The organism is Bremerella sp. TYQ1 (assembly GCF_020150455.1).
GTDB classification, from domain to species: domain Bacteria; phylum Planctomycetota; class Planctomycetia; order Pirellulales; family Pirellulaceae; genus Bremerella; species Bremerella volcania_A.
Window position 1 is genome coordinate 3,875,111 of record NZ_CP083740.1, and the last position, 22,635, is coordinate 3,897,745.

Genomic DNA, 22,635 nt, shown 5'->3' on the forward strand with positions numbered 1-22,635 from the left:
ATACTTATTGCTAAGGATGTGGGTAAGATGACCCGACTGTTCACAACACTTCCGCTGCTGATCGCCCTAATGGCAGCGATTGGCTGCAGCTCGAAAGGGGCGTTCGATACCGTCCCCGTTCAAGGAACGGTGACCTTCGACGGCAAGCCAGTCACCGAAGGCACGCTCGATTTCGTTCCTGTCTCCGGTTCCGATCAGGCCATGGTCGGCAAGCCAGCTGCCGCCAAGATCAACCCTGACGGCACCTACGCGGCCGGAACCTACGGCACCAGCGATGGTGTCGTTCCTGGCAAAAAGCGAGTCCGTTACAGCGCACCGCTGCCGGAAGATACTCGCGAAAACGCCAACAAGGCTCCCAGCCCGTTCACCGGTCTGCAAATCGAGCCCAGCGAAATCGAAGTCACCGACGGCAACGAGTCGTACGACTTCACGCTGACGAAAAAGAAGTAACGCTTCGTTAGGCGACGTCGGGCTCCGCATCGGTGGAAGCCCGACTCTGCCTATCGCTCGGCCTAGGCCCAAGTCCGCCGATCGTGCTTTCTAAGCCCAAGCCTGGCTACCGCTTCAGCCGCTTAATCACGCCGCACAACAGCCGCCGCGTCATTCGCCGCAGCCAGGGCGATCGTCTCACCCATCGCGCAATCGATGGACTCGCCCAGTAATACGCTTTCACCAGCACGCTGCCCCATGGCGAAGGATTCAACCGTTCGTCTCGCCATTGCCGCAGAACGTCCAGCTCTGAAGAAAGAGTCGTCCCGTACGCTGCCGTGGCCAGAAAGCAGGAAGCCTCCGTCTTCTGCCGCAGAGGTGGAATCGTCACATCGCGCGGGCTCAGCGTCGCGGCCAAGTCCAACAGCTTCTGCGCCTCGTCCACGCGCCCCAAGCCATGCCACAGCAGCAGTGCCTTCGTCTTAAGAAATTCAGTATCCTCCGGCCGCAATTGCAAAGCCCGATCGACTTCTTCCAGCGCCTCGCGAATCGCCGGCGATTCTTTCTCTCCTAGCGGATCGAGAAACTGCCGAGGGTTGTCCAGCAGCATCGTCAGCGTGATCTGAGCCTTCGCATGATGCCGCGCCGCGACTTCCTTCAGCGTCATCCGCCCGCGAGAAGGCTCTGGCTCAACCAGCTGCGGTTCCACCAATTGCGGCTCGACAAGAGACGCCGCGACCGGCAACGTTTCGACCAACGACTCGCCACTCAACAGCCCCGAAACCTGCGAAGCGGAAGTCCACTTCCCCAGCTCCCCTTCGCGAACTTTGGTCTCCGCGGTAACCACCCCACTGCCTGCCAACTGCTGCAGCTGCGAAAACCCAATCGGCCCATGCATCGCGTTGCCAACTCGGTAATACCAACTCTTAGCCATCCCACAGCCCTGGCAAAACACGCCTGATCAAACGTCTCACACCCCCAAAGCCAACTCGGCCCCCAGTCTACCCCCACGCCGAATGCAGATCCAACGGAATGTTGGTGAGGGAACAGAAGACACCGACCAGCACCGCCAAGATTCCGCAACAACGCATGCCCCCGGCAGCCCATCAAGGCGAAGTCCCCAAACGTTTTGACCTGCCGATCACCCTTCCCCAAAAACCACTGGCCAGAGGTAAGTGGCACACGTTAGATTTGATCGGACAGCAGTGCCACGTTGCCAAGTCAGATGATTGTGATGGCTCGTCACGTAGGGTCCGCTGTGCGGACGCGGGCACCAGGTTTGAAACCGATTCCAAGTCGGCCACAATGACTCAGGGCCGAATCCTTGATGGGACGTGTTTGGAGTGGTGACGGCGTCCGCACAGCGGACCCTACAGGACTTCCGAGCCCGCAGCGGCAACAAGCGAAAGAAGTTCGTGAAGCTGTCGGTCTGCGTGCTGGTCGGGTCACTTCTGCCAGCAGGCATGATTTTGAGCTGGGGCCCTGGCAACGACAAGTGCGAAGCGATGGAGCTGATGGGCAAGTCAGCCCAGGCCATCATGCCCAAAAAACTATTCGCCGACGCAGGCTACGATGCCGACTGGGTTCACGTTTTCTCCCGAGAGTTTTGGAAGGCAGAAAGCTGGATCCCACCGGTAACACACCGGCGAGACGGAACGCTTGGCGGCGAATATCGCCCACTGATGACCGAGGAAAACCTCAAGAACTCAGGCTACACGAAACGCTGGAAGGTGGAATCGTTCATGAGCGGGCTGAAAAGAACCGTAGGTTCGACCCTTTCCGCGAGAAAGCCAACAGCCATGCTGACCGAAGCCGCCCTGAAAGTCCTGACCTACGCCCTGCGGCGTTAGTTGGGAGAGGTTAACGATGTTGGGTGTTCAACAGAGCAAAAAATAATCAATAGAATTAAGAAACAGATGGGATTATAAGATGGAACAATTTAGTGAATTGGCTATCCGAAAACTGCTTGATTTAGGGTGGGATGTTGCCGAAGCAAGTGATGATCGTGAATTACCCGCCTACTTTCTAAATCGGTACAAGTGGCTTCCTAAGGAGTTCCTCGACTTTATCGCCTGTGTCGATCACGCTGTTTCACCAGACGAACAAGCGTGGTGCGTAACAAAGGGTGAACTTTACGGCGGGTCTGATTCGGCATTTGTATGGAATCAATGGGAACTAGACACTCTCTCGGTTGCGTCGGACGATTCGGATTGGCAGGAGGAAATTACTAGATTTTGGGATAGTCACTGTCCTTTCATCCTATCGGTAAAGAACGGATATTACTCCCATATTAGCATCCGACAGGGTGATTCGAGGTTGGTCGCTGGATCTGAACCGGAGTTTGAAGAAGTCTCCGTTGTAGCAGGGAATCTATCCGACCTGGTTCGATTGATTGACAATAACGACAAATCCATTTCGTTGTATGTTTAAAACTGAGAAACTACACGTTTCGAATATAGTATGCCCTACCGCTGCTGCCACACTGAGACAGCTCGGAATTCACTCACCTCAATACTCATTTTGGTTATCGTAACATTCCTTACTTCAACAAGCAGTCCCCTTTGGCCTTCATTGAAGTGCATCTTGAGTCACGTAGGGTCCGCTGTGCGGACGCGGGCTCCAGGTTTAAAGTCGATTCCAAGTTGGCCGCAATGGTTCAAGGTCGAATCCTTGATGGGACATGTTTGGAGTCACGTAGGGTCCGCTGTGCGGACGCGGACCCCCAGGTTTAAAGTCGATTCCAAGTCGGCCGCAATGGTTCAGGGCCGAATCCTTGATGGGACGTGTTTGAGGTGCTGACGACGTGCGCGGCGTTCGCACAGCGGACCCTACACGATTTTCCCTAAGAGACATTTGTGAGCGGCGCACGTGTTGAAGCCCGACCGATTGTTCTTCTAGGGACGGTCAGCCCACCAACTCGCCTACCATCAATCTTCCTTTTCGCTTAAAAGGTACCCTTTCGCATCACTCGATTCCACAGAACTGCCTATTTCCACGGATGGAAACCTCACTTCATAAAGCTCTGAAAGCGCATTACGCCGGGAAGAAGGCCGAGACCGAGGTTCGGTTGGGGCGGTACATCATTGATGCCGTGGCCAGGGGGCAACTGATCGAGGTGCAGTGGTCAGGTCTGGCCGCCATCCGAGACAAGATTCGCGTGCTGTGCGACGACCACAAAGTCCGCGTCGTGAAACCGATTGTGGCTCGCAAAAAGGTCGTTCGCCGCGACAAAAAAGGGGGCGAGATCGTCTCGGCTCGCTACAGCCCAAAGCGGTGCGACGTGTACAGCGTCTTCGAGGAACTGGTACACTTTACCAATGTCTTTCCGCACGAAAACCTGACGCTGGAGATCCCGCTGGTCGAGATCGAAGAGATCCGCTACCCCGGCCATGGCAAGCGGCGCCGGCGGCGGGAAAACGACTTCGTCGTGGAAGATCAGACGCTGACCGAGATCGTTTCTTCGCATCGATTCAAACGCGCTGCCGACCTTCTCAAGCTTTTGCCCACGGGCCTGCCTCGCCAGTTTCACACCGGCGACTTGGCCACCAAGCTGGAGCGGCCGCGCTGGATTGCCCAAAAGATGGTCTACACGTTGCGCAAGACTGGGGCCTTAGGTATCGTCGGCAAAGAAGGCAACTCAATTCTGTACCAGCGGCAAGCGCGTCGAGCAGCTTAAGCGCATTGTAAACAAGTTTGCGCACACTCTACAAGTTTTATTAACCACTTTTGCATGAAGCCTGCTTGGGGCTTGGTGCGAATGTCGCTGAAATTTCTGCGGAAACTCAAATCCGCTGGGCGGCCGAGGTCGTCTCACCGGAAGACCACCAGCGCACCTCCTTCGCTTGGGAGACATCCCCATGACCCGGACGACAGTTCTCGCAACCTCTTTTCTAACAGCACTTTGCGTCGCGTTCACAGCGGCCGTCGCGACCGCGCAGGGGGTGATCGTAATCCATCACCCGCACCCGATCCCCCTGCCACGCCCAATTCCAACCCCGCAACCCACGCCACCACCCCAGTCTTACAAAATCACCAAACTGGAAGTGAATGCGAACATCAAAGACCAGGTCGCGCAAGTGCAAGTGGCTCAGGAGTTTACGAACACCGGCAGCCGCCAGATGGAGGTCTCGTTCCTCTTCCCCCTGCCCTACGACGGAGCGATCGACAGTTTGACGTTAATGGTTGATGGCAAAGAGTTTCCGGCAAAACTGCTCCCCAAAGATAAAGCCCGGGAAGTGTACGAATCGATTGTTCGTTCCAACAAGGATCCTGCATTACTGGAATGGACAGGAACCGGCATGTTTCAGACAAGCGTGTTCCCCGTACCTGCTGGCGCAAGTCGTGAGGTGAACATCACTTACAGCCAGCTCTTAAAGAAGGACGGTCGGCTGACGGACTTTCTTTTCCCCCTTTCGACCGCCAAATACACCGACAAACCGGTCGAGAAAGTGAAAGTTCGACTCTCGATTGAGGCCGGCCAGAAGCTGAAAAGCATCTATAGCCCGACCCACGACGTCGACATCACGCGCAACGGAAACAAGCGTGCCGTGGTGAAATTCGAGAAGGATAACTTCCTACCTGACAACGACTTTCGACTCTTCTTCGAAAGCAACAACCAGAAGTTATCGGCAAGCGTGATTAGCTACAGACCTCAAAAGAGCGAGGAAGGCTTCTTCCTGATGCTCGCCTCACCGCCACCTCGTGATGCCAATGAAGAGCCCCCGAAAAAGACCGTCCTGTTCGTTGTGGATCGTTCAGGAAGCATGAGTGGCGAGAAGATGGACCAGGCTCGCGAGGCAGCCAAGTACGTCCTTAACCACTTAAACGACAAGGACTTATTCAATATCGTTGCCTACGACAGCGACGTGGAAAGCTTCAAGCCGGAGCTGCAGAAAGCGGACAAAAAGAGCGTGACTGAAGCGATCGGTTTCGTCGACGGACTTTACGCGGGAGGAAGCACAAATATAGACGGCGCTTTGACTTCGGCGATGAAGATGGTCCAAGACGACGATCGGCCGTGCTACATCTTGTTCCTCTCGGATGGTCGCCCAACCAACGGCGAGACGAACGAAATGAAGATCGTCGCAAACGCAAAAGCCAACAATAGTTACGACGCTCGCATGATCAACTTCGGCGTAGGTTACGACGTCAACAGCCGCCTGATGGACCGCCTGTCGCGGGAGATCAAAGGGCAAAGCCAATACGTTCGCCCGGATGAAGATCTGGAAGAACACGTGGCTCGGCTGTATCGGAAGATCAATGCCCCGGTAATGACCGACGTGAAGATCAAGTTCGATCTGGAAGAGGGTGGCAACAGCTTCGTAAACCGTTTAATGCCAAAGGATATCGTCGATCTATTCGAGGGCGAACAACTGGTCCAAGTCGGCCGATACAAGAAGCACGGCAAAGCCAAAATCACGATCACAGGCAAAGTAAACGGGGCGCAAGAGTCGTTTAACTTTGGCGCAGACTTTATCAAAGAAAGTCGAGACCAGTCGAACGCTTTCGTCGAGAAGCTGTGGGCCATTCGCCGGATCGGCCAGATCATCGACGAAATGGATCTCCATGGGAAAAACGACGAGCTGATGACCGAACTCGTTCAGCTTTCGACCGATCATGGAATCTTGACGCCGTACACCAGTTTTCTCGCGGATGAAAATCAGTCGGTTGAAGAACTCGCTGATGCTCGCTTCGGTGGCTCGATCAGCTTGCGACGACTACGAACCGAAACCGAGAAGTTGGCGGAAACGTCAGGGCGATCGGCATTCTCGCAACGTGCGGCGAAGCAGCTTTACCAGAACGCTCAGAACGTGCCGGCCGCTTCCGGTCCGATGCCAGCGGCGGAAAGTGCCGATGCCGCGGCAGGCATGGGTATGGGGGGTGGTGGCTTCGGTGGACGTGCCTCAGGCATTGTTGTGCAAGACACCGAGAAAGATGAGCTAAGAGTCGTCGAGTCGGTGCGAAATGTCGGCAACAAAACGCTCTTTTATCGAGACAAGATGTGGATCGATGAGGAAGCTGCCGAAGAGGCGAAAAAAGCCAAGGCCGAAATCGTTGATGTCGAGCGATTCAGCAAGCCCTACTTCGACTTAGTCGCGAAGAACACGAAGGAAGAAAACCAGGTTCTCTCGCAGCAACGTGCCAACGAAACGCTGCTCGTTAAGCTTCGAGGAAAGTACTATCGAATTAAGTAACAGCTCGTAGCATCGTCGAGAACCATTCCGGCACGGCTGGGCCTGACGCGGTGAACCGTCTCAGGCCCTTTTTTGTATCCGGAACACTGCGGGAGTACGCGTTGTTTGTTATTTTTCGGGCGAAGAAGATTTCCTCCAGTTGACGCCTGAGAAAAACGATACATACTTCCGAAATCGACAGCGAACTGTATTTCTAAGAGGCCCTCTAGCCTCCCCAAAATCGGTTCGGCTTCATCGCGTTAAAAGCGGAACGCGTCGATCGTTCTCGCGGTGATTTCCAGCATGCACCAGTGCTTAGTGGCAGGTCGGTCCTCGGGATGACCCTTGCTGCGAACCGACACTCTCCGAGGTCCCTTAGGCGCCCCATCGCCAAGGCCCCATGGCAACTATTGTTCTTTTGATTACCGCCGGTCTCTTGATCGGATACGGAATCTGGGAGCTCTACCGACATCGGCAGCGGCTTTCCAAAATTCCGATTCGCGTTCATGTGAACGGCACGCGCGGCAAGTCGAGCGTCGCCCGGCTGATCGCCGCTGGCTTGCGAGCTTCCGGCATGCGGACTTGCTGCAAGACGACCGGCACACTACCGCGAATGATCGTCCCTAGCGGTACCGAGTACCCTGTGTTTCGCCCGTCGAAGGCAAACGTGATCGAACAGGTTCGCATCGTCGATATGGCGGTCGAGTTCGAAGCGGAAGCCCTTGTGATCGAGTGCATGGCTTTGCGTCCTAACCTGCAGTGGCTATGCGAATCGAAGCTGGTTCGTGCTACGCATGGCGTCATCACCAACGCCCGCGAAGATCACCTGGATGTGATGGGCCCGACCGAGAAAGATGTCGCTTGGGCATTGGCCGGTATGGTTCCCGTCAAAGCGAAACTGTTCACCGCCGAGCGAGATCACCTCGACGTATTTGCTCATGCTTCGCAAGACCGCGCGACGCAGTTGATCGGTATCACGGAAGAAGACGTGCAGCAGATCACGCCGCTCGATCTCGCGGGGTTCATGTACGTCGAACATGCCGAGAACGTGGCGTTAGCGCTGCGGGTTTGCTCCGACTTGGGTGTCGACCGCGCCACCGCTTTGCGAGGCATGTGGGAAGCGAAGCCTGACCCTGGCGCGATGACCGCCCACGAGATGGATTTCTTCGGCCGCAAGATTCACTTCGTCAATGGCTTTGCCGCGAACGATCCTGAATCGACCGAACGCATCTGGACGATGGCATTGGAACGTTATCCCGAAGTCGAACGACGCGTGCTGGTGGTCAACTGCCGACAAGATCGGCCGGACCGTTCGCAGCAACTGGGCGAATCGGTCACCAAATGGCCGGCAGCCGACTTTTATGTGCTTATCGGCACAGGGACTTACATCTTCGCTAAGACAGCCACCGAAGCGGGCATCGATCCGCTGAAGTTGGTCTTCGCTGAAGACCTCGCGGCACCTGACATCTTCGAGACGATTCTGGAATATTCCGGAAAGACATCGCTGGTGATGGGGATCGCAAATATTGGTGGCGTCGGCCTCGACGTCGTTCGCTACTTCGCAAATCGCAGTACACAGAAGACCTTTAAATGACGGGGATTATTACAGTCGCAATTGGGGTTGGCCTGGCGGTCAGCCTCGTGTTTTCCGAGCTTTTCGGACTTGCCGCCGGCGGCATGGTGGTGCCAGGCTACTTCGCGTTGTTCCTGGATCAGCCGGTCAATATCAGCATGACAGTCGTGGCTGCACTGCTGACGTTTTTCCTGGTGCACCTGCTGTCGAATATTGTCATCGTGTATGGCAAACGCCGCACGGTGTTGATGATTTTGATCGGCTTCTTGGTTCGCTCGCTGTTCGATGCGTTGCCAGTGTGGGCATTAACTCCGCTGCAAGCGCTGCAGGCTCAGCCTATGGAAACGACCGAGCCGGTCCAAGTGATTGGCTACATCATTCCTGGCTTGATCGCCATCTGGCTTGATCGGCAAGGGGTAGTCGAAACGTTGAGCGCCCTGTTTATCGCCTCGACCGCGATTCGTTTGATCCTTATTCTCGCTTTCGGTACGGAACTCCACCTGTGAAGAAGATTTATTGGCGTCCTAAAACAGTTTCGCGCACCGCGCTTATGCTGATCGCTTCGGTCGCGGTGGCCGGACTCGCCATCGTGGAGAACGTTCGTGTCGATCGCAAGACGCGTTACTACGATGAAAAGCTGGCAGCTACCGAACTGGCCGCGCGGGGCATGGAAAAGCTGTACCTCACGCGTGCCGAGCTGGGCTACGATATCGACCCTTCGCTCGATCCCGGGCGTAGCGGAATGGTCGGCCTGACAAACTCGGCGGTCACAAGCATGGTGGGCGACTTGCCTTCCAAGCTGGCTTCGGCGAATCCAAACTTCGCAGCGATCTTTGTCGATATGCTGCGAGAAACAGGCGTGGAAGAAGGAGACGTAGTCGCCGTTGGTATCAGCGGTTCGTTCCCTGCACTGAACTTGTGTATGTTGTCCGCGTTGGAAACGATTGGTGCCAAGCCGGTCGTCATTGCCTCTGGCAGCAGTTCGCAATGGGGAGCCAACATCCCGGAACTGCTGTGGATTGATATGGAACGCATTCTGTACGAAGAAGGCATCCTGAAAACACGCAGCGTTGCTGCTTCCCTGGGTGGCGACAACGATCGTGGGCTCGGCTTGCCGGAAAATGGCATTGAGATCATTCGTAAGTCGATCGAACGGAACAAGCTTCCTTTGATTGAAAAGCGGGTCCAAGAAAGTGCCGACGAGCGGATGAAGATCTATCGGCAGCAAGCGGCCCAAAAACCGATTGCTTGCTATATCAACATCGGCGGCGGGGTCGTTTCGACAGGGCGTGCGCTTGGAAAGGAATCGTTTAAAACGGGGATCAACTTGCTGCCTCCACCGAACATCGACCAGATCGATGGCGTGGCTCCGCGGTTCATTCGCGAAGGGATTCCGGTGATTCATATCGTCAATGCGGCCCTTATCGCGGAAGAAAACGGACTGCCGGTTCCTCCGACGACCTATCCGGAAATCGGTAGTGGGCCAGTGTTTATCGTAAATGACTACAACCGAATCCTGACCGCTGTTCTGCTGGTGCTGATTGTGGGGGGGCTGTACGGTTTTATTCGCTCCGACATTGGTTTCCGCCTGCTGCGAGTCGCTTCGCCGAAGAAAACGAGCGGTCCGCCGGAACCGATGGTTTAAAACATCGGTTCCCCGGCGCGGTTGACGCTAAGGGCGGTTCTTGTCGATACTTAGGGAATCGAAATCCATTTCCTTTCGAGGACCAACGAGTAGCGGCATGCCTGAAGAAAACCAAACTCCGAACCATCGCTCCCACCACTTGCGGATTTGGCTGGTGGTGGGCCTTTGCTTGGCCTACTGCGTTTTCCTGCGTGTACTACCGTACGCGTTGACAGCGATGGGTGCTCAGAACGATTGGTTTTCGCAGTACTTCCCGTGGTCGCTCACACCGATCTTGGCCGTGGGGATGTTCGCTGGTGCGATGATGTCCAATCGATACGCGGCTGCCGGCGTGATGCTGGCATCGCTCGTGTTGAGTGATCTTGGCATTTGGGCTGCCTCGGGCCACTTCGACTGGGCTTTCTATCCAGGTACACCGTTCAACTACATTTGCCTGACGGCGACCATCTTGGCCGGATATGCCCTGCGTAACGATCGAAGCTGGATCAAACCGATCGGCATGGGCGTGCTGGCGAGCGTGGCTTACTTTTTGGTCTCGAACTTCGGCAGTTGGCTGACGCTGGAAGAATACCCCAAGACTGCTCAGGGCTTAGTGCAGTGTTACGTCAGTGCGTTGCCGTTCTATCGTAATCTTCTGGCCGGCACATGCATCGGAACCGTTTTGCTGTTCTGCCCTGCGGTGCTGAACGCTCTTGCTCCGAGAGAAACCGAAGCAACCGATGCGACCGAGCCTGGTTCTTCGGTCGCGCGGTAGCCATTAAGCCTGCGTTGACGAAGCGACTTGGGTGCTGGATAACAGGAACGCTTTGATCTGCTTCGTCGCGTCGCTTGAAACCTCTTTGGCACTGCCGCTATGCCACAGCTGACTGGTTCGATTGTCAAATACCCAGCCCGAAACCTGGTGATCTGGTACCTGGGGCTGGTCATCGCCGGCACGTTGCTGTTGACGCTTCCGTTTTGCCGCGGTGCTGGGGCAGAACCAATTTCGCTTCTCGATGCTTGCTTCACTGCGACGAGCGCCAGTTGCGTGACGGGGCTTGCCGTACGCTCGACGCCTAACGACTTCAGCTTTCTCGGGCAGTTGGGCATCTTGGTGCTCATCCAGATCGGTGGCATCGGGATCATGACGATCACCACGTTCACGATGTTCAACCTGGGAAACAAGCCTAGCTTGCGTGCTCGGGCAATTTTGACGGAGACCCTCGGAGCGAGCGACGATTCGGACTTAAAGTGGATCTTGCGGCACGTGCTGATGGTGACCGCGGTAAGCGAAGGGATTGGCTTCGCGATCTTGTTTGCCCGGAACTTGTTTCTTTACGAACCGAGCAAAGCGGCCTGGCATGCGATGTTTCACTCGGTGTCTGCTTTCTGCAATGCTGGCTTCGCCCTGCACGATGACAGTTTGACCAGTTTTCAAGGAGATGTACTGGTCAACCTGACGATATCCGCGCTGATTATCGTCGGCGGGATTGGCTTTCCGGTGATGCTCGACTTGAACAAAAACTGGCGAAGAGGCCCGATCGACGGCTGGGTGAACTTGCATATCCACTCGAAGTTCATGCTGACAGGGACCCTGTTCTTCTTGACGTTCGGTTTCCTTTCGGTGCTGTACCTGGAATGGGACGGCGTGCTCGATCAGATGCCGATTTGGAAGAAGATCGTCGTCGCCGGTTTTCATTCGGTGACTTGTCGCACGGCCGGTTTTAATACGATCGACGTTGCCTCGTTGACCAACGCGACACTGTTTATCTCGATGATCTTGATGCTGATCGGAGCTGGGCCGTGTTCGACAGGAGGTGGCTTCAAAGTTTCAACCATCATGGTGATGGCGCTGCATGCCTGGAAGACGTTTCAAGGGGCGACACGCGTCAACTTTGCCCGGCGAACGATCCCGCAGGAAGTGTTTCAAGCCGCCACAGCAACGGCACTGTTGTTTTCAGTTTTGGCGATCGGTGCCCTGACGATGATCTTGGTGGTCGAACAGTCGAGCACGCCTCATCCGAAGAGCCAAGGGTTGTTTTTGGATGCGGCGTTCGAGGTCGTTTCCGCGCTGGGAACGGTCGGCCTTTCGACCGGCTTTACTGGCAGTCTTTCGTCCTGGGGCAAGATGATTATCATCGTACTGATGTTCCTGGGACGTATCGGACCGATCTCGGTCTTCGTGGCGTTGTCGCTTAAAGAACACCAGGTTCCCGTCGAATATCCCAAAGAAGAACCTCTCATAGGATAAGCCGATATGCCACCAGTGAAGCATTTCTACGTTCTCGGGCTGGGAAGCTTCGGCGGAGCTTTGGCCAAACAGCTCAACAAGAACGGTTGCCGCGTGACCGGCGTCGATAGCCATCGCGAGCATGTCGAAGAGATCAAAGACGAACTGTACGAAGCGATCATCGCCGACGCGACCGACTTCGACACGCTTCAACAGTTGAACATCAAAGATGCCAACGCGGTGTTCATCAGCATGGGAGAAGACATCAGTCCTTCCCTGTTAGCAACGCTGCACTGCAAAGAACTCGGCGCGAAGCGGATCATCGTCAAAGGGGTCAGCAACGATCACGGAAAGCTGCTCAAGCGGCTCGGCGTCGATCGGGTAATCTTCCCGGAAGCGGAAATCGCGGCGACACTGGCCGACCGCGTGACATGGCCGAACATCATCGATTTCCTGCCGATCGATCCAGAATACAGCTTCATGGAAGTAGCGGCCCCAGACGAGATGGTTGGCAAATCGCTGATGCAGCTGAATCTTCGCCAGCAGTATGGCGTGTGGGTCGTGGGCATTAAGGACTCGATGACCGGCAAGCTCGAGATGTTCCCCGACGGTGGCTACACGCTTGGCTGTGATCAGCTGCTGTTGGTCGTCGGCAAGCAATCTTCGCTCGAGCAACTGCGAAACCGCCTGTAATCTGAGCCAACATCGGTGGTCCTCAAACGCTTAGCCTATAAAATAAACTCGTTGAGCCAGCCTCGACGCAGGCATCTCGGTTCCCGATGCAATCCACCCAAGCTGGATAATTGGTAACCTATACCCCACCCGAATGGTCGGACTGCCGAAGATTCGACCTCCTTCCTCAAAATTTTTCATTGACATGCTAAGGGCATTGTGGCGAACCTATTTCCCCCAATGCACATTAATAAAGGGGCGTGCGCCCCAACCACCAAGAGAACCTAATCGCCACAATCAACGAAAACCGCCTTTTTTCACAAGGCTATCCCAGTGGCAGATTTCGTGTGTTATTATTTGACGCAACCTTGCTGTTAACCGGAAGATAGCCACTCCACGGAGCCACTCCCCCTTGAATATTCTCTTTGCAAGCAGCGAGGTCTATCCATTCGCCAAGACCGGGGGGCTGGCGGATGTGGGAGGTGCTTTGCCAAAAGCACTCGAAGGCCTGGCGGATCACGTAACGGTGATCCTTCCTGCTTTTCGACATATCTATAAGTCCGGCCTACCGATCGAAGAACTGCCGATTTATTTCGACGTTCCCGTCGGTGGACAAATTGCCTCTGGCCAACTGCTTAAATCGCATTTGCCCAATTCGGATGTTCCGATCTACTTCGTCAAGAATGACGAGTATTTCGATCGGCCTGAGTTGTATCGCGAAGCAGGAACGGACTACCAAGACAACTGCGAACGCTTCGTGTTTTACTGCCGCAGCGTGCTCGAAGCGATTCGCCTGCTCGATCTGAAGATCGACTTGATCCACTGCAACGACTGGCAAACCGGCCTGATTCCGGCGTACCTCAACATTGAGTACAGCGCGACTCGCGGCTACGAAAACATCGCCAGCGTGCTGACCATTCACAACATGGCTTACCAGGGCAACTTCTGGCACTGGGACATGCTGCTGACTGGGCTCGACTGGAAATACTTCAACATGCATCAGATGGAGTTCTACGGCCATCTGAACTTCTTGAAGACCGGGATCGTCTTTGCCGACGCGGTCAGCACCGTCAGTCCACGTTATGCCGAAGAAATCCAGTCGCAGCCGATGGGTTGTGGATTGGAAGGCGCTTTGCGGGAACGCCGCAACGTGCTCGCTGGCATCGTGAACGGGGTCGACTATTCTCGTTGGAACCCGAACACCGACGAAGACATTGCCGCCAAATACGACCTGAGCAATTGGAAGCAAAACAAGCCTCTCTGCAAAGCAGAGCTGCAAAAGGAATTCAATCTGCCAACCAATCCCAAGGCGCCAGTCATTGGCATGGTGGGACGTATGGCAGATCAAAAGGGTTTCGATCTTGTCGCCAAGGTGATTCGCGATCGGGCGAAGACTTGCGACTGCCAATGGGTCATCCTGGGTACCGGCGAGCCGCATCACGAAGCGATGCTGAAGGAGCTCGCGACCCTTTACCCCAATAAAATCGGCGTGAAAGTCGAATTCTGCGAAGGCAAGGCGCGACGCGTCGAAGCTGGGGCAGATATGTTCCTGATGCCTAGCCTTTATGAACCGTGCGGCCTTAACCAACTGTACAGCTTGAAGTACGGAACGGTTCCTGTGGTTCGCGAAACCGGCGGCTTGGCCGATACCATCACGAACATGACGCCAGATTCGCTGGAAACCGGAACAGCCAATGGCTTCAGCTTCCGGGAGTACACTTCCGAGGCACTGCAAGATATCCTGGAAATCGCCATCAGCACCTATCACGAGCAGCCTGATACGTGGAATCAGATTGTCGAGACAGGGATGGCCCAAGACTGGTCCTGGGATCGCAGTGCTCAACAGTACATTGAACTCTATCGGAAAACCCTCGAAGCTCGTCGCGGCTCGTAACGTGAGTTGCCGTCGACAAGGATGTCGCCGTGAGTCGTAGTTCCGGAAACGAGCTTCGCCGAGACCCTTTACTCGGATTCCAAGTCGTGATTGCTGAAGGGCGCGAGAGTCGTCCTCAGCAGTGGAAGTCGACCATTCCGGCCCCTTCTGAGTTACGCTGCCCCTTCTGCGGCGGCCATGAAGATGCTACGCCGCACGAACAACTGGTTTTGCCAGATCATCTCGAGCGGACGAGCGATCAACAACCGTGGGAAGTTCGTGTTCTGCCGAATATCTTCCCCTCGCTCTCTCCCGTTTTTCCGACGGAAAGCAGTGCGTCTGAGTCTTCGTTCTATGCCTCGGAAACGGCCAGCGGCGTTCAGGAAGTGATCGTCGAATCGCCGCAGCATGTGACCTCGTTTACGGGTCTGCCCGAGCGAAACGCGATTCTTACCTTTGAGGCATATCAACGTAGGCTCAATACCATTCGCGAGAAAGGAAACTGCCGCTACGTTCAACTGTTTAAGAATAACGGCCCTGCGGCGGGGGCCTCGCTCGAGCACTCGCATAGCCAGGTGATGGGGACTCGAATCGTTCCGCCGGTCATTCAGCAGGAATTGGCCGCCAGCGAAGCCTATTTCCAGCAAACTGGCCGCACCTACTGGAACGACTTGATCGAAGAGGAACTGAACGCTGAGTCGCGAATTGTCCATGCCGACGAGAACTTAGTCGCGTTCTGTCCTTTTGCATCGCGAATGCCGTTTGAAGTCACCATTCTTCCGCGTCAACGGCAAGCCGATTTCGGGCACGCAAAGTCAACGCTGTTAGAGCAGCTTGCCTTGTTGCTACGCTCGATCCTCGCACGAATGGAAAAGGCATTAAATTTCCCGGCATATAACTACTTGATTCACACGTTGCCGTTTGACACATTCTCGACAGATCACTATCACTGGCATGTAGAGGTTTTGCCGCGCGTGACGGTGAGGGCCGGATTCGAGTGGGGGACGGGTCTCTATGTGAACCCCCTCTCTCCCGAGCGAGCTGCTCAGATCCTCCGCGAGTCGCTGTGACCGTCAAGGTTTGCACAACCTGAAACGTCACCGTAGGCCTTCCGTCAAACTCGTTTGGAAAAGCTAGCAAAGGGTTACCGGTTCTGCCGATTCGTCCTGTATCTAAACAGGCGAACTCCGCCGCAAGACCTCCCCAACTCCCAGGACACTCCCCCGAGAAAATTATGAGCAACACGATCCGTCTTTGCTTGGTGCTGCATAACCATCAACCCATCGGTAACTTCGATGGTGTCTTCGAGCAGGCCTTTCAGGACAGCTACCTCCCCTTCCTGGACGTTTTCGATTGCTACCCCGATATCAAGATTGGCCTGCACACCAGCGGTCCGCTGATGGAATGGCTGGACGAGCATCACCCTGAATACCTCGATCGCCTGGCTGCCCATGTGAAGAATGGCCGCATCGAAATCATCGGTGGTGTCTTCTACGAAGCAATCCTGCCGATGATTCCCCCACGCGACCGCGTCGGCCAGATTGAAACGTACAGCAAATGGCTGACCGATCGTCTGGGCGCTGATATCCGCGGCATGTGGATGCCGGAACGCGTTTGGGAACAACCGCTGACCGCCGACATTTCCGAAGCCGGAATCCAATACACGATCCTGGACGACTTCCACTTCAAGAACGCCGGTATCGCTCAGGAAGACTTGTACGGTTACTACGTGACCGAAGAATGTGGCAAGCTGCTCAACGTCTTCCCTGGCAGCGAACGCTTGCGATACCTGCTGCCGTTTGCTCCGCCGCAAGACACGATCGATTACATGCGTAGCGTTGCCGATCAGCACCCTAACTCGGTGCTGGTCTTCGGCGACGACGGCGAAAAGTTCGGTACCTGGCCCGACACCAAAGCCCACGTTTACGATCGCGGATGGCTGGCACAGTTCTTTGAACTGCTCACCGCCAACAAGGATTGGCTGCTGACGACCACGTTGGCTGAAGCTACCGACGCGTTGGCTCCTGTTGGAAAGACCTACATTCCCGAAGGCAGCTACCGTGAAATGACTGAGTGGGCGATGCCAGCTCAACAGCAGATGGAATTCGAAGACCTCGTCCACAACTTGGAACATGACCAACAGTGGCCGCAGATCAAGAAGTACATCCGCGGGGGCTTCTGGCGAAACTTCAAAGTTCGCTATCCCGAAACGGACGAAATGTACTGCCGAGCGTTGGGGATTAGCAATCGCCTGCATGCCGCTGAACAAAACGACGGCGACTCGAAGTTGCTTGCCCAAGCCAAGAAGGAACTTTATCGCGGCCAGTGCAATTGCAGCTACTGGCACGGAGCATTCGGTGGAACTTATCTGCCCCACTTGCGGAACGCGGTCTTCAAGCATTTGATTGCGGCGGAAAACCTGCTGGATCAAGCGGAACACAAAGGATCGAACTTCATCGAAGCCGAAGTCGCCGACTTTAACTTAGATGCCCGCAAAGAAGTTCGCCTGGAAGATGACAAGCTGGTAGCCTACATGGCTCCGGCCAACGGCGGAACCATTTACGAGTTGGACGTCCGTTCGATCTGCCATAACTTGTTGGCTACCCTGTCGCGTCGCCCGGAAGCTTACCATCGCAAAGTGCTCGCTGGTCCTTCGGCGAACAACGGCGATGTCGCTTCGATCCACGATCGAGTTGTCTTCAAGCAAGAAGGCCTCGACAAGATGCTGCAGTACGATACGTACCAACGCAAAGCACTTGTCGATCACTTCTTCGACAACAACGCCTCGCTGGAACAAGTTGCTTTGAACAATGCCATGGAACGAGGTGACTTCGTCGGCTCGCCATTTGAAGCCAAAGTTCGCCGCAACCCTGACCGCATTCAAGTTCAGATGACCCGCATGGGCAACGCCTGGGGTATTCCGCTAAAGATCACCAAAGGCGTGACAATGAACGCTGGCAGCGGATCGCTGGAAATCGCTTACCTGCTGGAAGGCCTGCCGCAAGACGAAGTGCTGCACTTCGCCGTCGAAATGAACCTGGCCGGCTTGCCGTCCGGTGCGGACGATCGTTACTTCCATCAAGCCAACGGCAACAAGCTGGGGCATCTTGGAACCAACCTCGACTTGCACGAAGTTCAGGACCTCGGCGTGAAAGACGAATGGCTCGGCATCGATTGCCGCTGGAGTGCCGATCGCCCGACAAGCGTCTGGACGTTCCCGATCTCGACGGTCAGCCAGTCCGAAGGTGGCTTTGAAATGGTCCACCAGAGTGTCTGCATGATGCCGCACTGGTGGGTGCAAGGCGACGCCGAAGGCCGCTGGAGCGTGGTCATGCAGCTCGACATGGATACGTCGCTGGCCGAAAGCCGAATGCCACAAGAGACTCGCGAAAGCGTCAACGCCAGCTAACGCGGCAACTTCGCTCGATTCGCGCAGAGAATGTGTGACCTGCTTCACACTAAAACTCGCAAAATACCAAGGCTTCCTCGTTACTCAGCGGGGGAGCCTTTTTTTATGCGTTGGCGAGGCCTTAAATTTTGACTCGCATGCCCATTATGGGGAACAATTTGGTTTCAGTGAGCGTATCAAGGGTTTACAATTCGTATCAATTAGCGCGAGTTGGACCATTATCGAATCTAGAAACAAAACAGGGAGATAGCGATGAAATTCGCTTGGAAGTTGGCACTAGCGGCAATGTTGGCAGGCGGACTCATCGGAGTTTCGAGTCCATCCTTCGCAGAAGAAGGTGCCGCCGAGGCAACTGCTCCGGCTGCCGAAGAATCGACAGAAGAAGAAAAAGAAGATGCCGCTCCGAAGACGTTCGAGGAAGCCCTCCAAGAAGCACTGAACGTGGCTCGCACTGGCGGTGACGAAAAGCTTCCGATGCCGAAGCGATTTGATAAAGCGGTTGAACTGATCGACGCTGCTTGGGACATGGATCGTACCACCGAAGAAACCAAGCAAGGGATCAACTTGAAGGTCTCGCTGCTAAACGTCCAACAGCGAATGGGCAATCAAGCTGCCGGCGAGCAAGCCATGGCTTTCCTGAACAAGCTGACCAAAGACGATAATCCTGAGATCGCTTTGGAAGCCGAAAACATGTTGCTGAATCTTCGCCTGAACAGCCTGGCTTCCCTCTCGGAAGAAGAACGCCAAGCGACAATCGACGAAGTCAAAGGGCGCATTATCGAATCGGAACCTTCGGCAAGCACCGCAGCACTTGCGATGACGCTTGCCACGGCACTTTCCCGCGGTCTCGAAGCAGAAGATGCAGCGAAGGAAGTTTCGGATCTCGCCAAGCACTTTAGCTCCGTTGAAGATGAATCGGTGAAGGAAGCCGCTGCTCGCCTCGTCGGTCTCTCGAATCGACTGAACCTTCCAGGCAACCCGATCGAAATCACCGGCACCAAGCTGGATGGCGAAGACCTGAACTTCGCTTCGTCGCTCAAAGGCAAAACGGTTGTCGTCGACTTCTGGGCAACTTGGTGCGGTCCATGTATCGCCGAGTTCCCTAACATGAAGCGTTTGTACGAGATCTACCATCCTCATGGTTTTGAGATCGTCGGTATCAGTCTCGATGACGAAAAAGAAACCGTCGAAAAGTTCGTCGAAGCCAAAGAGCTTCCTTGGACGATCGTCTGGACTGAACGCGAAGAAGGCGAACGTGGCTGGGACGACAAGAATGCCCGACGCTATGGCATCAGCGGTATCCCAACGATGATTTTCGTCGGCAAGGATGGTACCGTCCAATCGCTCACCGCTCGTGGCCATAACCTGGATCAACTGTTGGCCGAAGCCTATCCAGACGTCGAAGTTCCGGAAGAGAAGCCAGAAGAAGACAAAGAAGCCGCTGAGAAAGAGTAACATCCCTCGGCAAACATCGATCGATTTCGGTCGATGCATCAAATTAACAATCGAAATGGCTGCTTATGAAAATAGGCAGCCATTTTTCGTGGTTTAGAATGAACCTATATGACTAATCACGAACTTAGCCAGGTTCGTATGTCGTTCTTCTACTGATAAACCGATTCGAGGAGAGGCAATGAAATTCGGGTGGACTCACGGTTACCTAGCGATTCTCCTGTTCGCAGCGACTCTTATCCCGCTAACCGCTCATGGAGAAGATACAACGAGCACCGCCCCGGAAACCGTTGGGGAATCAACATTCCAGCCTGAATCGGCGGCCGATGGTCTCGCCCAGATCAATACGTACCTGCGTGATCAGGAAAATCCTCTTCCGCTACCCGAGCGTTTGGCGAAGAGCCTGAAGATGTTCGACGTCGTTTGGCAAATGGATTCTGATGCCGAATTTAAGCATCGCTTGATTTGGACACGATTCTCCATCCGGACCGCGCAAGCACGTACAGGCAACGAAGCCGCCATCGACGCACTAATGGACGACTTGAAAGGCTATACTAAGCACGAAGAGCCTGAAGTTGCATTAGAAGCCCAGAATGCAATCATCTCTCTGGAAACGATGCTTGTCCGGCAAGAGTCCGAAGCGAAACGCTTAGAGTATGTGCAAGACAAGCTGGCTGAAATAACCGCGATGGACGTGTCTTCGAGTTCGGCCAAGCTGGGAATGACGCTTGCCAAGAACATATCATCGCTTGTCGACGCTCCACACACGGCCCAATTCACCGACGAGTTGGCACGCCATTTCATGAGTTCGACCGATGCCGAAATTCGCGCTACGGCGGAAGACCTGAAAGGATTCTCGCGCCGAATAAACCTGGTCGGCAACTCGATGCGAATCGTCGGCAAGACGCTCGATGGCAAGCCGCTCGATCTTGACGCCTTGAAAGGCAAAGTGGTGCTCGTCGACTTTTGGGCCACTTGGTGCGGACCCTGCGTGGCGGAGTTCCCGCACCTCAAAGAACTGTACGAGGTCTATCACCCACACGGCTTTGAAGTGATCGGAATCAGCCTCGACGATGCGAAAGCGGACGTGGAAGCATTTGCCAGCGAACGGGAACTCCCGTGGCTCGTTGTATGTAATGCCGAAGGAGATGATTACCGCGGATTCTCCGACGTCAACGCTCGATATTACGGTATCAACGCGATTCCTCAGATGATCCTGATCGGCAAAGATGGCTTGGTTGTGTCGACAGAGGCTCGAGGTGAGAAACTGACCACGTTACTGGCCGATGCTTTTCCTGACGTTGAAGTCCCCGAAACAGAGACAGCAGCGGATTAGGCGATCCCCCGCGTAAACTCACTTGCTGAAACTGGAAAAGAAGGACGGGTTCGCACTAGTTGCGGACCCGTTTTTTCTTCCACTTTAGATAGTTCCGAATTTCGGGATGGGCTGCCAGCAATTCAATGGTGTTATAGCTGCGTCCCAACTCTTTCTCGTCCGGCACCAAATGATGAATCATCTGGTGGCACATTTTGCACACATCAATCGTTTGCTGCATCAGCTCTTTGCTGAAACGATTTTTGAACCACGACTTGCGATGGCAATGACGTGGAATCAGGTGATGCTCGTTGAACGCTTCACCTCCACACAGTTCACAGCGTGACATCTTCGTGGCCTTTCGTTACGTATACGTCAGAATCCCCGATAGACACCCGCCACCAAGTGTGGTTCGCTACGAAAGCAACTCGTGGACAACGTTTCCGTGCACGTCGGTAAGACGATAGTCACGACCGGCATAACGATAGGTCAGCTTCTTATGATCGAAGCCTAACGCGTGCAGCATCGTCGCGTGCAAGTCATGCACGTGGACGGGGTTCTCTTCGGCCTTGAAACCCGTTTCATCGGTCGAGCCATATACCTGCCCTCCCTTGATGCCACCGCCGGCGAGCCAGCAAGTAAAACCGTAATGGTTGTGATCGCGGCCGTTGACTTTTCCTTGGTTGGAACCTGGCTTAGGAAGTTCAACCGTCGGCGTGCGACCAAATTCACCGCCCCAAAGAATCAAAGTCTCTTCAAATAATCCGAGTCGCTTCAAATCGGAAATCAATGCTCCAATCGCTTGATCGCATTGCCCCGCTAAGCGGCGATGCGCCGATTCGAGATCATCATGGCTATCCCAAGGCTGTCCTTTATCATGGAAGACCTGGACAAAGCGGACGCCTCGTTCCACCAAGCGACGTGCGATCAGGATCTGACGGGCCTGAATTCCATCGCCGTAGGCTTCTAGCACATTCTTCGGTTCTTTAGAAACGTCGAACGCATCGGTTGCCTCCATCTGCATACGATAGGCAAGCTCGAACGACTGCACACGTGCCTCCAACGCCGGATCGAAACCTCGTTGTTCACGATGCATTTGATTCATCTGCTGAAGCAGGTCGACTTGTTCGCGCTGTTGGTCGAGTGGAAGATTCGAGTTTTTAACGTTCTCGATCAACTTCTCAACTTCCGTGTGCCGCGTATCGACATAGGTTCCTTGGTAAACGCCCGGCAGAAATGCCGACTGCCAGTTCTGGGTTTGCTTCGTCGGATAGCCGTGAGGGCACATCACGATGTAGCCCGGAAGGTTTTGATTCTCCGTTCCCATGCCGTAAGTCAACCAGCTGCCGAACGCTGGGCGAACCGCCACCGACGCACCGCAGTTCATCAAACCAAGCGACGGCTCATGGTTAGGCACTTCCGCTTTCATCGAGCGGATCACGGCGATGTCGTCGATATGCTGCGCGGTGTTGTGGAACAGCTCGCTGACTTCGATTCCGCTTTCGCCATACTTTTGGAACTTGAATGGGGACGCCATTGCGGCGCCTGTCTTACGTTCCGTTCGCAGGTTTTCACCCCCTGGCAGCGGCTTACCATGGTATTTGGTGAGCAGAGGCTTCGGGTCAAACGTATCGACGTGCGATGGACCGCCGGTCATAAACAAGTGAATGACATGCTTTGCTTTGGCGGGAAAGTGGGGAGCCTTCGGTGCCAAGGGATTTTGGTACGAAGCTGCTTCCGCTGCAGACTGAGCATCGGCTGCCAAAAGCTTTTCATCACCCAGAAGCCCGGCCAGCCCCATCATGCCGAGGCCAGTTCCCATGCGAGTCAGCATATCACGACGCGACATGCAAGCTTCGGGACGGTGTGAGTATTGGCTATTCAT

General features: G+C 54.9%; 19 protein-coding genes. 16 read left to right on the forward strand and 3 right to left on the reverse strand.

The window, feature by feature from the left end; all coding sequences use genetic code 11:
* Positions 1–27: 27 nt before the first annotated feature.
* A complete protein-coding gene (locus tag LA756_RS15430) occupies positions 28–450 on the forward strand; it encodes a hypothetical protein (RefSeq protein ID WP_224435615.1) in 423 nt (140 codons plus the stop codon).
* Positions 451–556: 106 nt separating this feature from the next.
* Here the strand turns inward: LA756_RS15430 and LA756_RS15435 are convergent, their stop codons facing one another.
* Positions 557–1,363, reverse strand: a complete 807-nt coding sequence (locus LA756_RS15435) for a DUF4339 domain-containing protein (protein ID WP_224435616.1) — start codon at positions 1,361–1,363, stop codon at positions 557–559.
* Positions 1,364–1,772: 409 nt separating this feature from the next.
* On the opposite strand from LA756_RS15435, the gene LA756_RS15440 reads away from it, so the two are divergent.
* The 15 genes from LA756_RS15440 (at position 1,773) to LA756_RS15510 (ending at position 20,771) form a co-directional block, all read left to right on the forward strand.
* Positions 1,773–2,279 carry a transposase gene (locus LA756_RS15440; protein WP_224435617.1) on the forward strand — a complete coding sequence of 169 codons (507 nt, stop codon included), beginning with the start codon at positions 1,773–1,775 and terminating at the stop codon, positions 2,277–2,279.
* 79 nt (positions 2,280–2,358) lie between these two features.
* Positions 2,359–2,859 carry a hypothetical protein gene (locus LA756_RS15445; RefSeq protein ID WP_224435618.1) on the forward strand — a complete coding sequence of 167 codons (501 nt, stop codon included), beginning with the start codon at positions 2,359–2,361 and terminating at the stop codon, positions 2,857–2,859.
* Positions 2,860–3,427: 568 nt separating this feature from the next.
* The gene (locus tag LA756_RS15450; RefSeq protein WP_224435619.1) at positions 3,428–4,105 is read left to right on the forward strand and encodes a hypothetical protein; all 678 of its coding nucleotides are present in this window, start codon (positions 3,428–3,430) and stop codon (positions 4,103–4,105) included.
* Positions 4,106–4,286: 181 nt separating this feature from the next.
* Complete coding sequence (locus tag LA756_RS15455) at positions 4,287–6,623, forward strand: VIT domain-containing protein (protein ID WP_224435620.1); 2,337 nt, start codon at positions 4,287–4,289, stop codon at positions 6,621–6,623.
* Between the two features lie 379 nt (positions 6,624–7,002).
* Positions 7,003–8,196 carry a poly-gamma-glutamate synthase PgsB gene (pgsB, locus tag LA756_RS15460; RefSeq protein ID WP_224435621.1) on the forward strand — a complete coding sequence of 398 codons (1,194 nt, stop codon included), beginning with the start codon at positions 7,003–7,005 and terminating at the stop codon, positions 8,194–8,196.
* On the forward strand, positions 8,193–8,681 hold the full coding sequence (pgsC, locus tag LA756_RS15465; protein WP_224435622.1) for a poly-gamma-glutamate biosynthesis protein PgsC: 489 nt from the start codon (positions 8,193–8,195) through the stop codon (positions 8,679–8,681). The genes pgsB and pgsC overlap by 4 nt, the downstream gene beginning before the upstream one ends.
* The gene (pgsW, locus tag LA756_RS15470) at positions 8,678–9,820 is read left to right on the forward strand and encodes a poly-gamma-glutamate system protein (RefSeq protein WP_224435623.1); all 1,143 of its coding nucleotides are present in this window, start codon (positions 8,678–8,680) and stop codon (positions 9,818–9,820) included. Before pgsC ends, pgsW begins: the two co-directional genes overlap by 4 nt.
* Before the next feature lie 97 nt (positions 9,821–9,917).
* A complete protein-coding gene (locus LA756_RS15475) occupies positions 9,918–10,574 on the forward strand; it encodes a DUF6580 family putative transport protein (RefSeq protein WP_224435624.1) in 657 nt (218 codons plus the stop codon).
* 99 nt (positions 10,575–10,673) lie between these two features.
* Positions 10,674–12,050 carry a TrkH family potassium uptake protein gene (locus LA756_RS15480; RefSeq protein ID WP_224435625.1) on the forward strand — a complete coding sequence of 459 codons (1,377 nt, stop codon included), beginning with the start codon at positions 10,674–10,676 and terminating at the stop codon, positions 12,048–12,050.
* Positions 12,051–12,056: 6 nt separating this feature from the next.
* Positions 12,057–12,722, forward strand: coding sequence for a TrkA family potassium uptake protein (locus tag LA756_RS15485; RefSeq protein WP_224435626.1), 666 nt, complete (start codon positions 12,057–12,059; stop codon positions 12,720–12,722).
* A 391-nt stretch (positions 12,723–13,113) separates the two neighbouring features.
* Positions 13,114–14,595 (forward strand): glycogen synthase GlgA, encoded by a 1,482-nt coding sequence (gene glgA, locus LA756_RS15490; RefSeq protein WP_224435627.1) that lies wholly within the window; start codon positions 13,114–13,116, stop codon positions 14,593–14,595.
* A gap of 29 nt (positions 14,596–14,624) precedes the next feature.
* Positions 14,625–15,644: a DUF4921 family protein gene (locus LA756_RS15495; RefSeq protein ID WP_224435628.1), complete on the forward strand. Its 1,020-nt coding sequence runs from the start codon at positions 14,625–14,627 to the stop codon at positions 15,642–15,644.
* A 164-nt stretch (positions 15,645–15,808) separates the two neighbouring features.
* Entirely contained in the window at positions 15,809–17,983 is a 2,175-nt protein-coding gene (locus LA756_RS15500) for an alpha-amylase/4-alpha-glucanotransferase domain-containing protein (RefSeq protein WP_224435629.1), read from the forward strand.
* A gap of 252 nt (positions 17,984–18,235) precedes the next feature.
* Positions 18,236–19,438 carry a TlpA disulfide reductase family protein gene (locus LA756_RS15505; protein ID WP_224435630.1) on the forward strand — a complete coding sequence of 401 codons (1,203 nt, stop codon included), beginning with the start codon at positions 18,236–18,238 and terminating at the stop codon, positions 19,436–19,438.
* Between the two features lie 178 nt (positions 19,439–19,616).
* Positions 19,617–20,771 carry a TlpA disulfide reductase family protein gene (locus tag LA756_RS15510; protein ID WP_224435631.1) on the forward strand — a complete coding sequence of 385 codons (1,155 nt, stop codon included), beginning with the start codon at positions 19,617–19,619 and terminating at the stop codon, positions 20,769–20,771.
* A 55-nt stretch (positions 20,772–20,826) separates the two neighbouring features.
* Here the strand turns inward: LA756_RS15510 and LA756_RS15515 are convergent, their stop codons facing one another.
* Positions 20,827–21,099, reverse strand: coding sequence for a hypothetical protein (locus tag LA756_RS15515; protein ID WP_224435632.1), 273 nt, complete (start codon positions 21,097–21,099; stop codon positions 20,827–20,829).
* A gap of 66 nt (positions 21,100–21,165) precedes the next feature.
* On the reverse strand, positions 21,166–22,599 hold the full coding sequence (locus LA756_RS15520; RefSeq protein ID WP_224435633.1) for a DUF1501 domain-containing protein: 1,434 nt from the start codon (positions 22,597–22,599) through the stop codon (positions 21,166–21,168).
* Between the last annotated feature and the right edge of the window lie 36 nt (positions 22,600–22,635).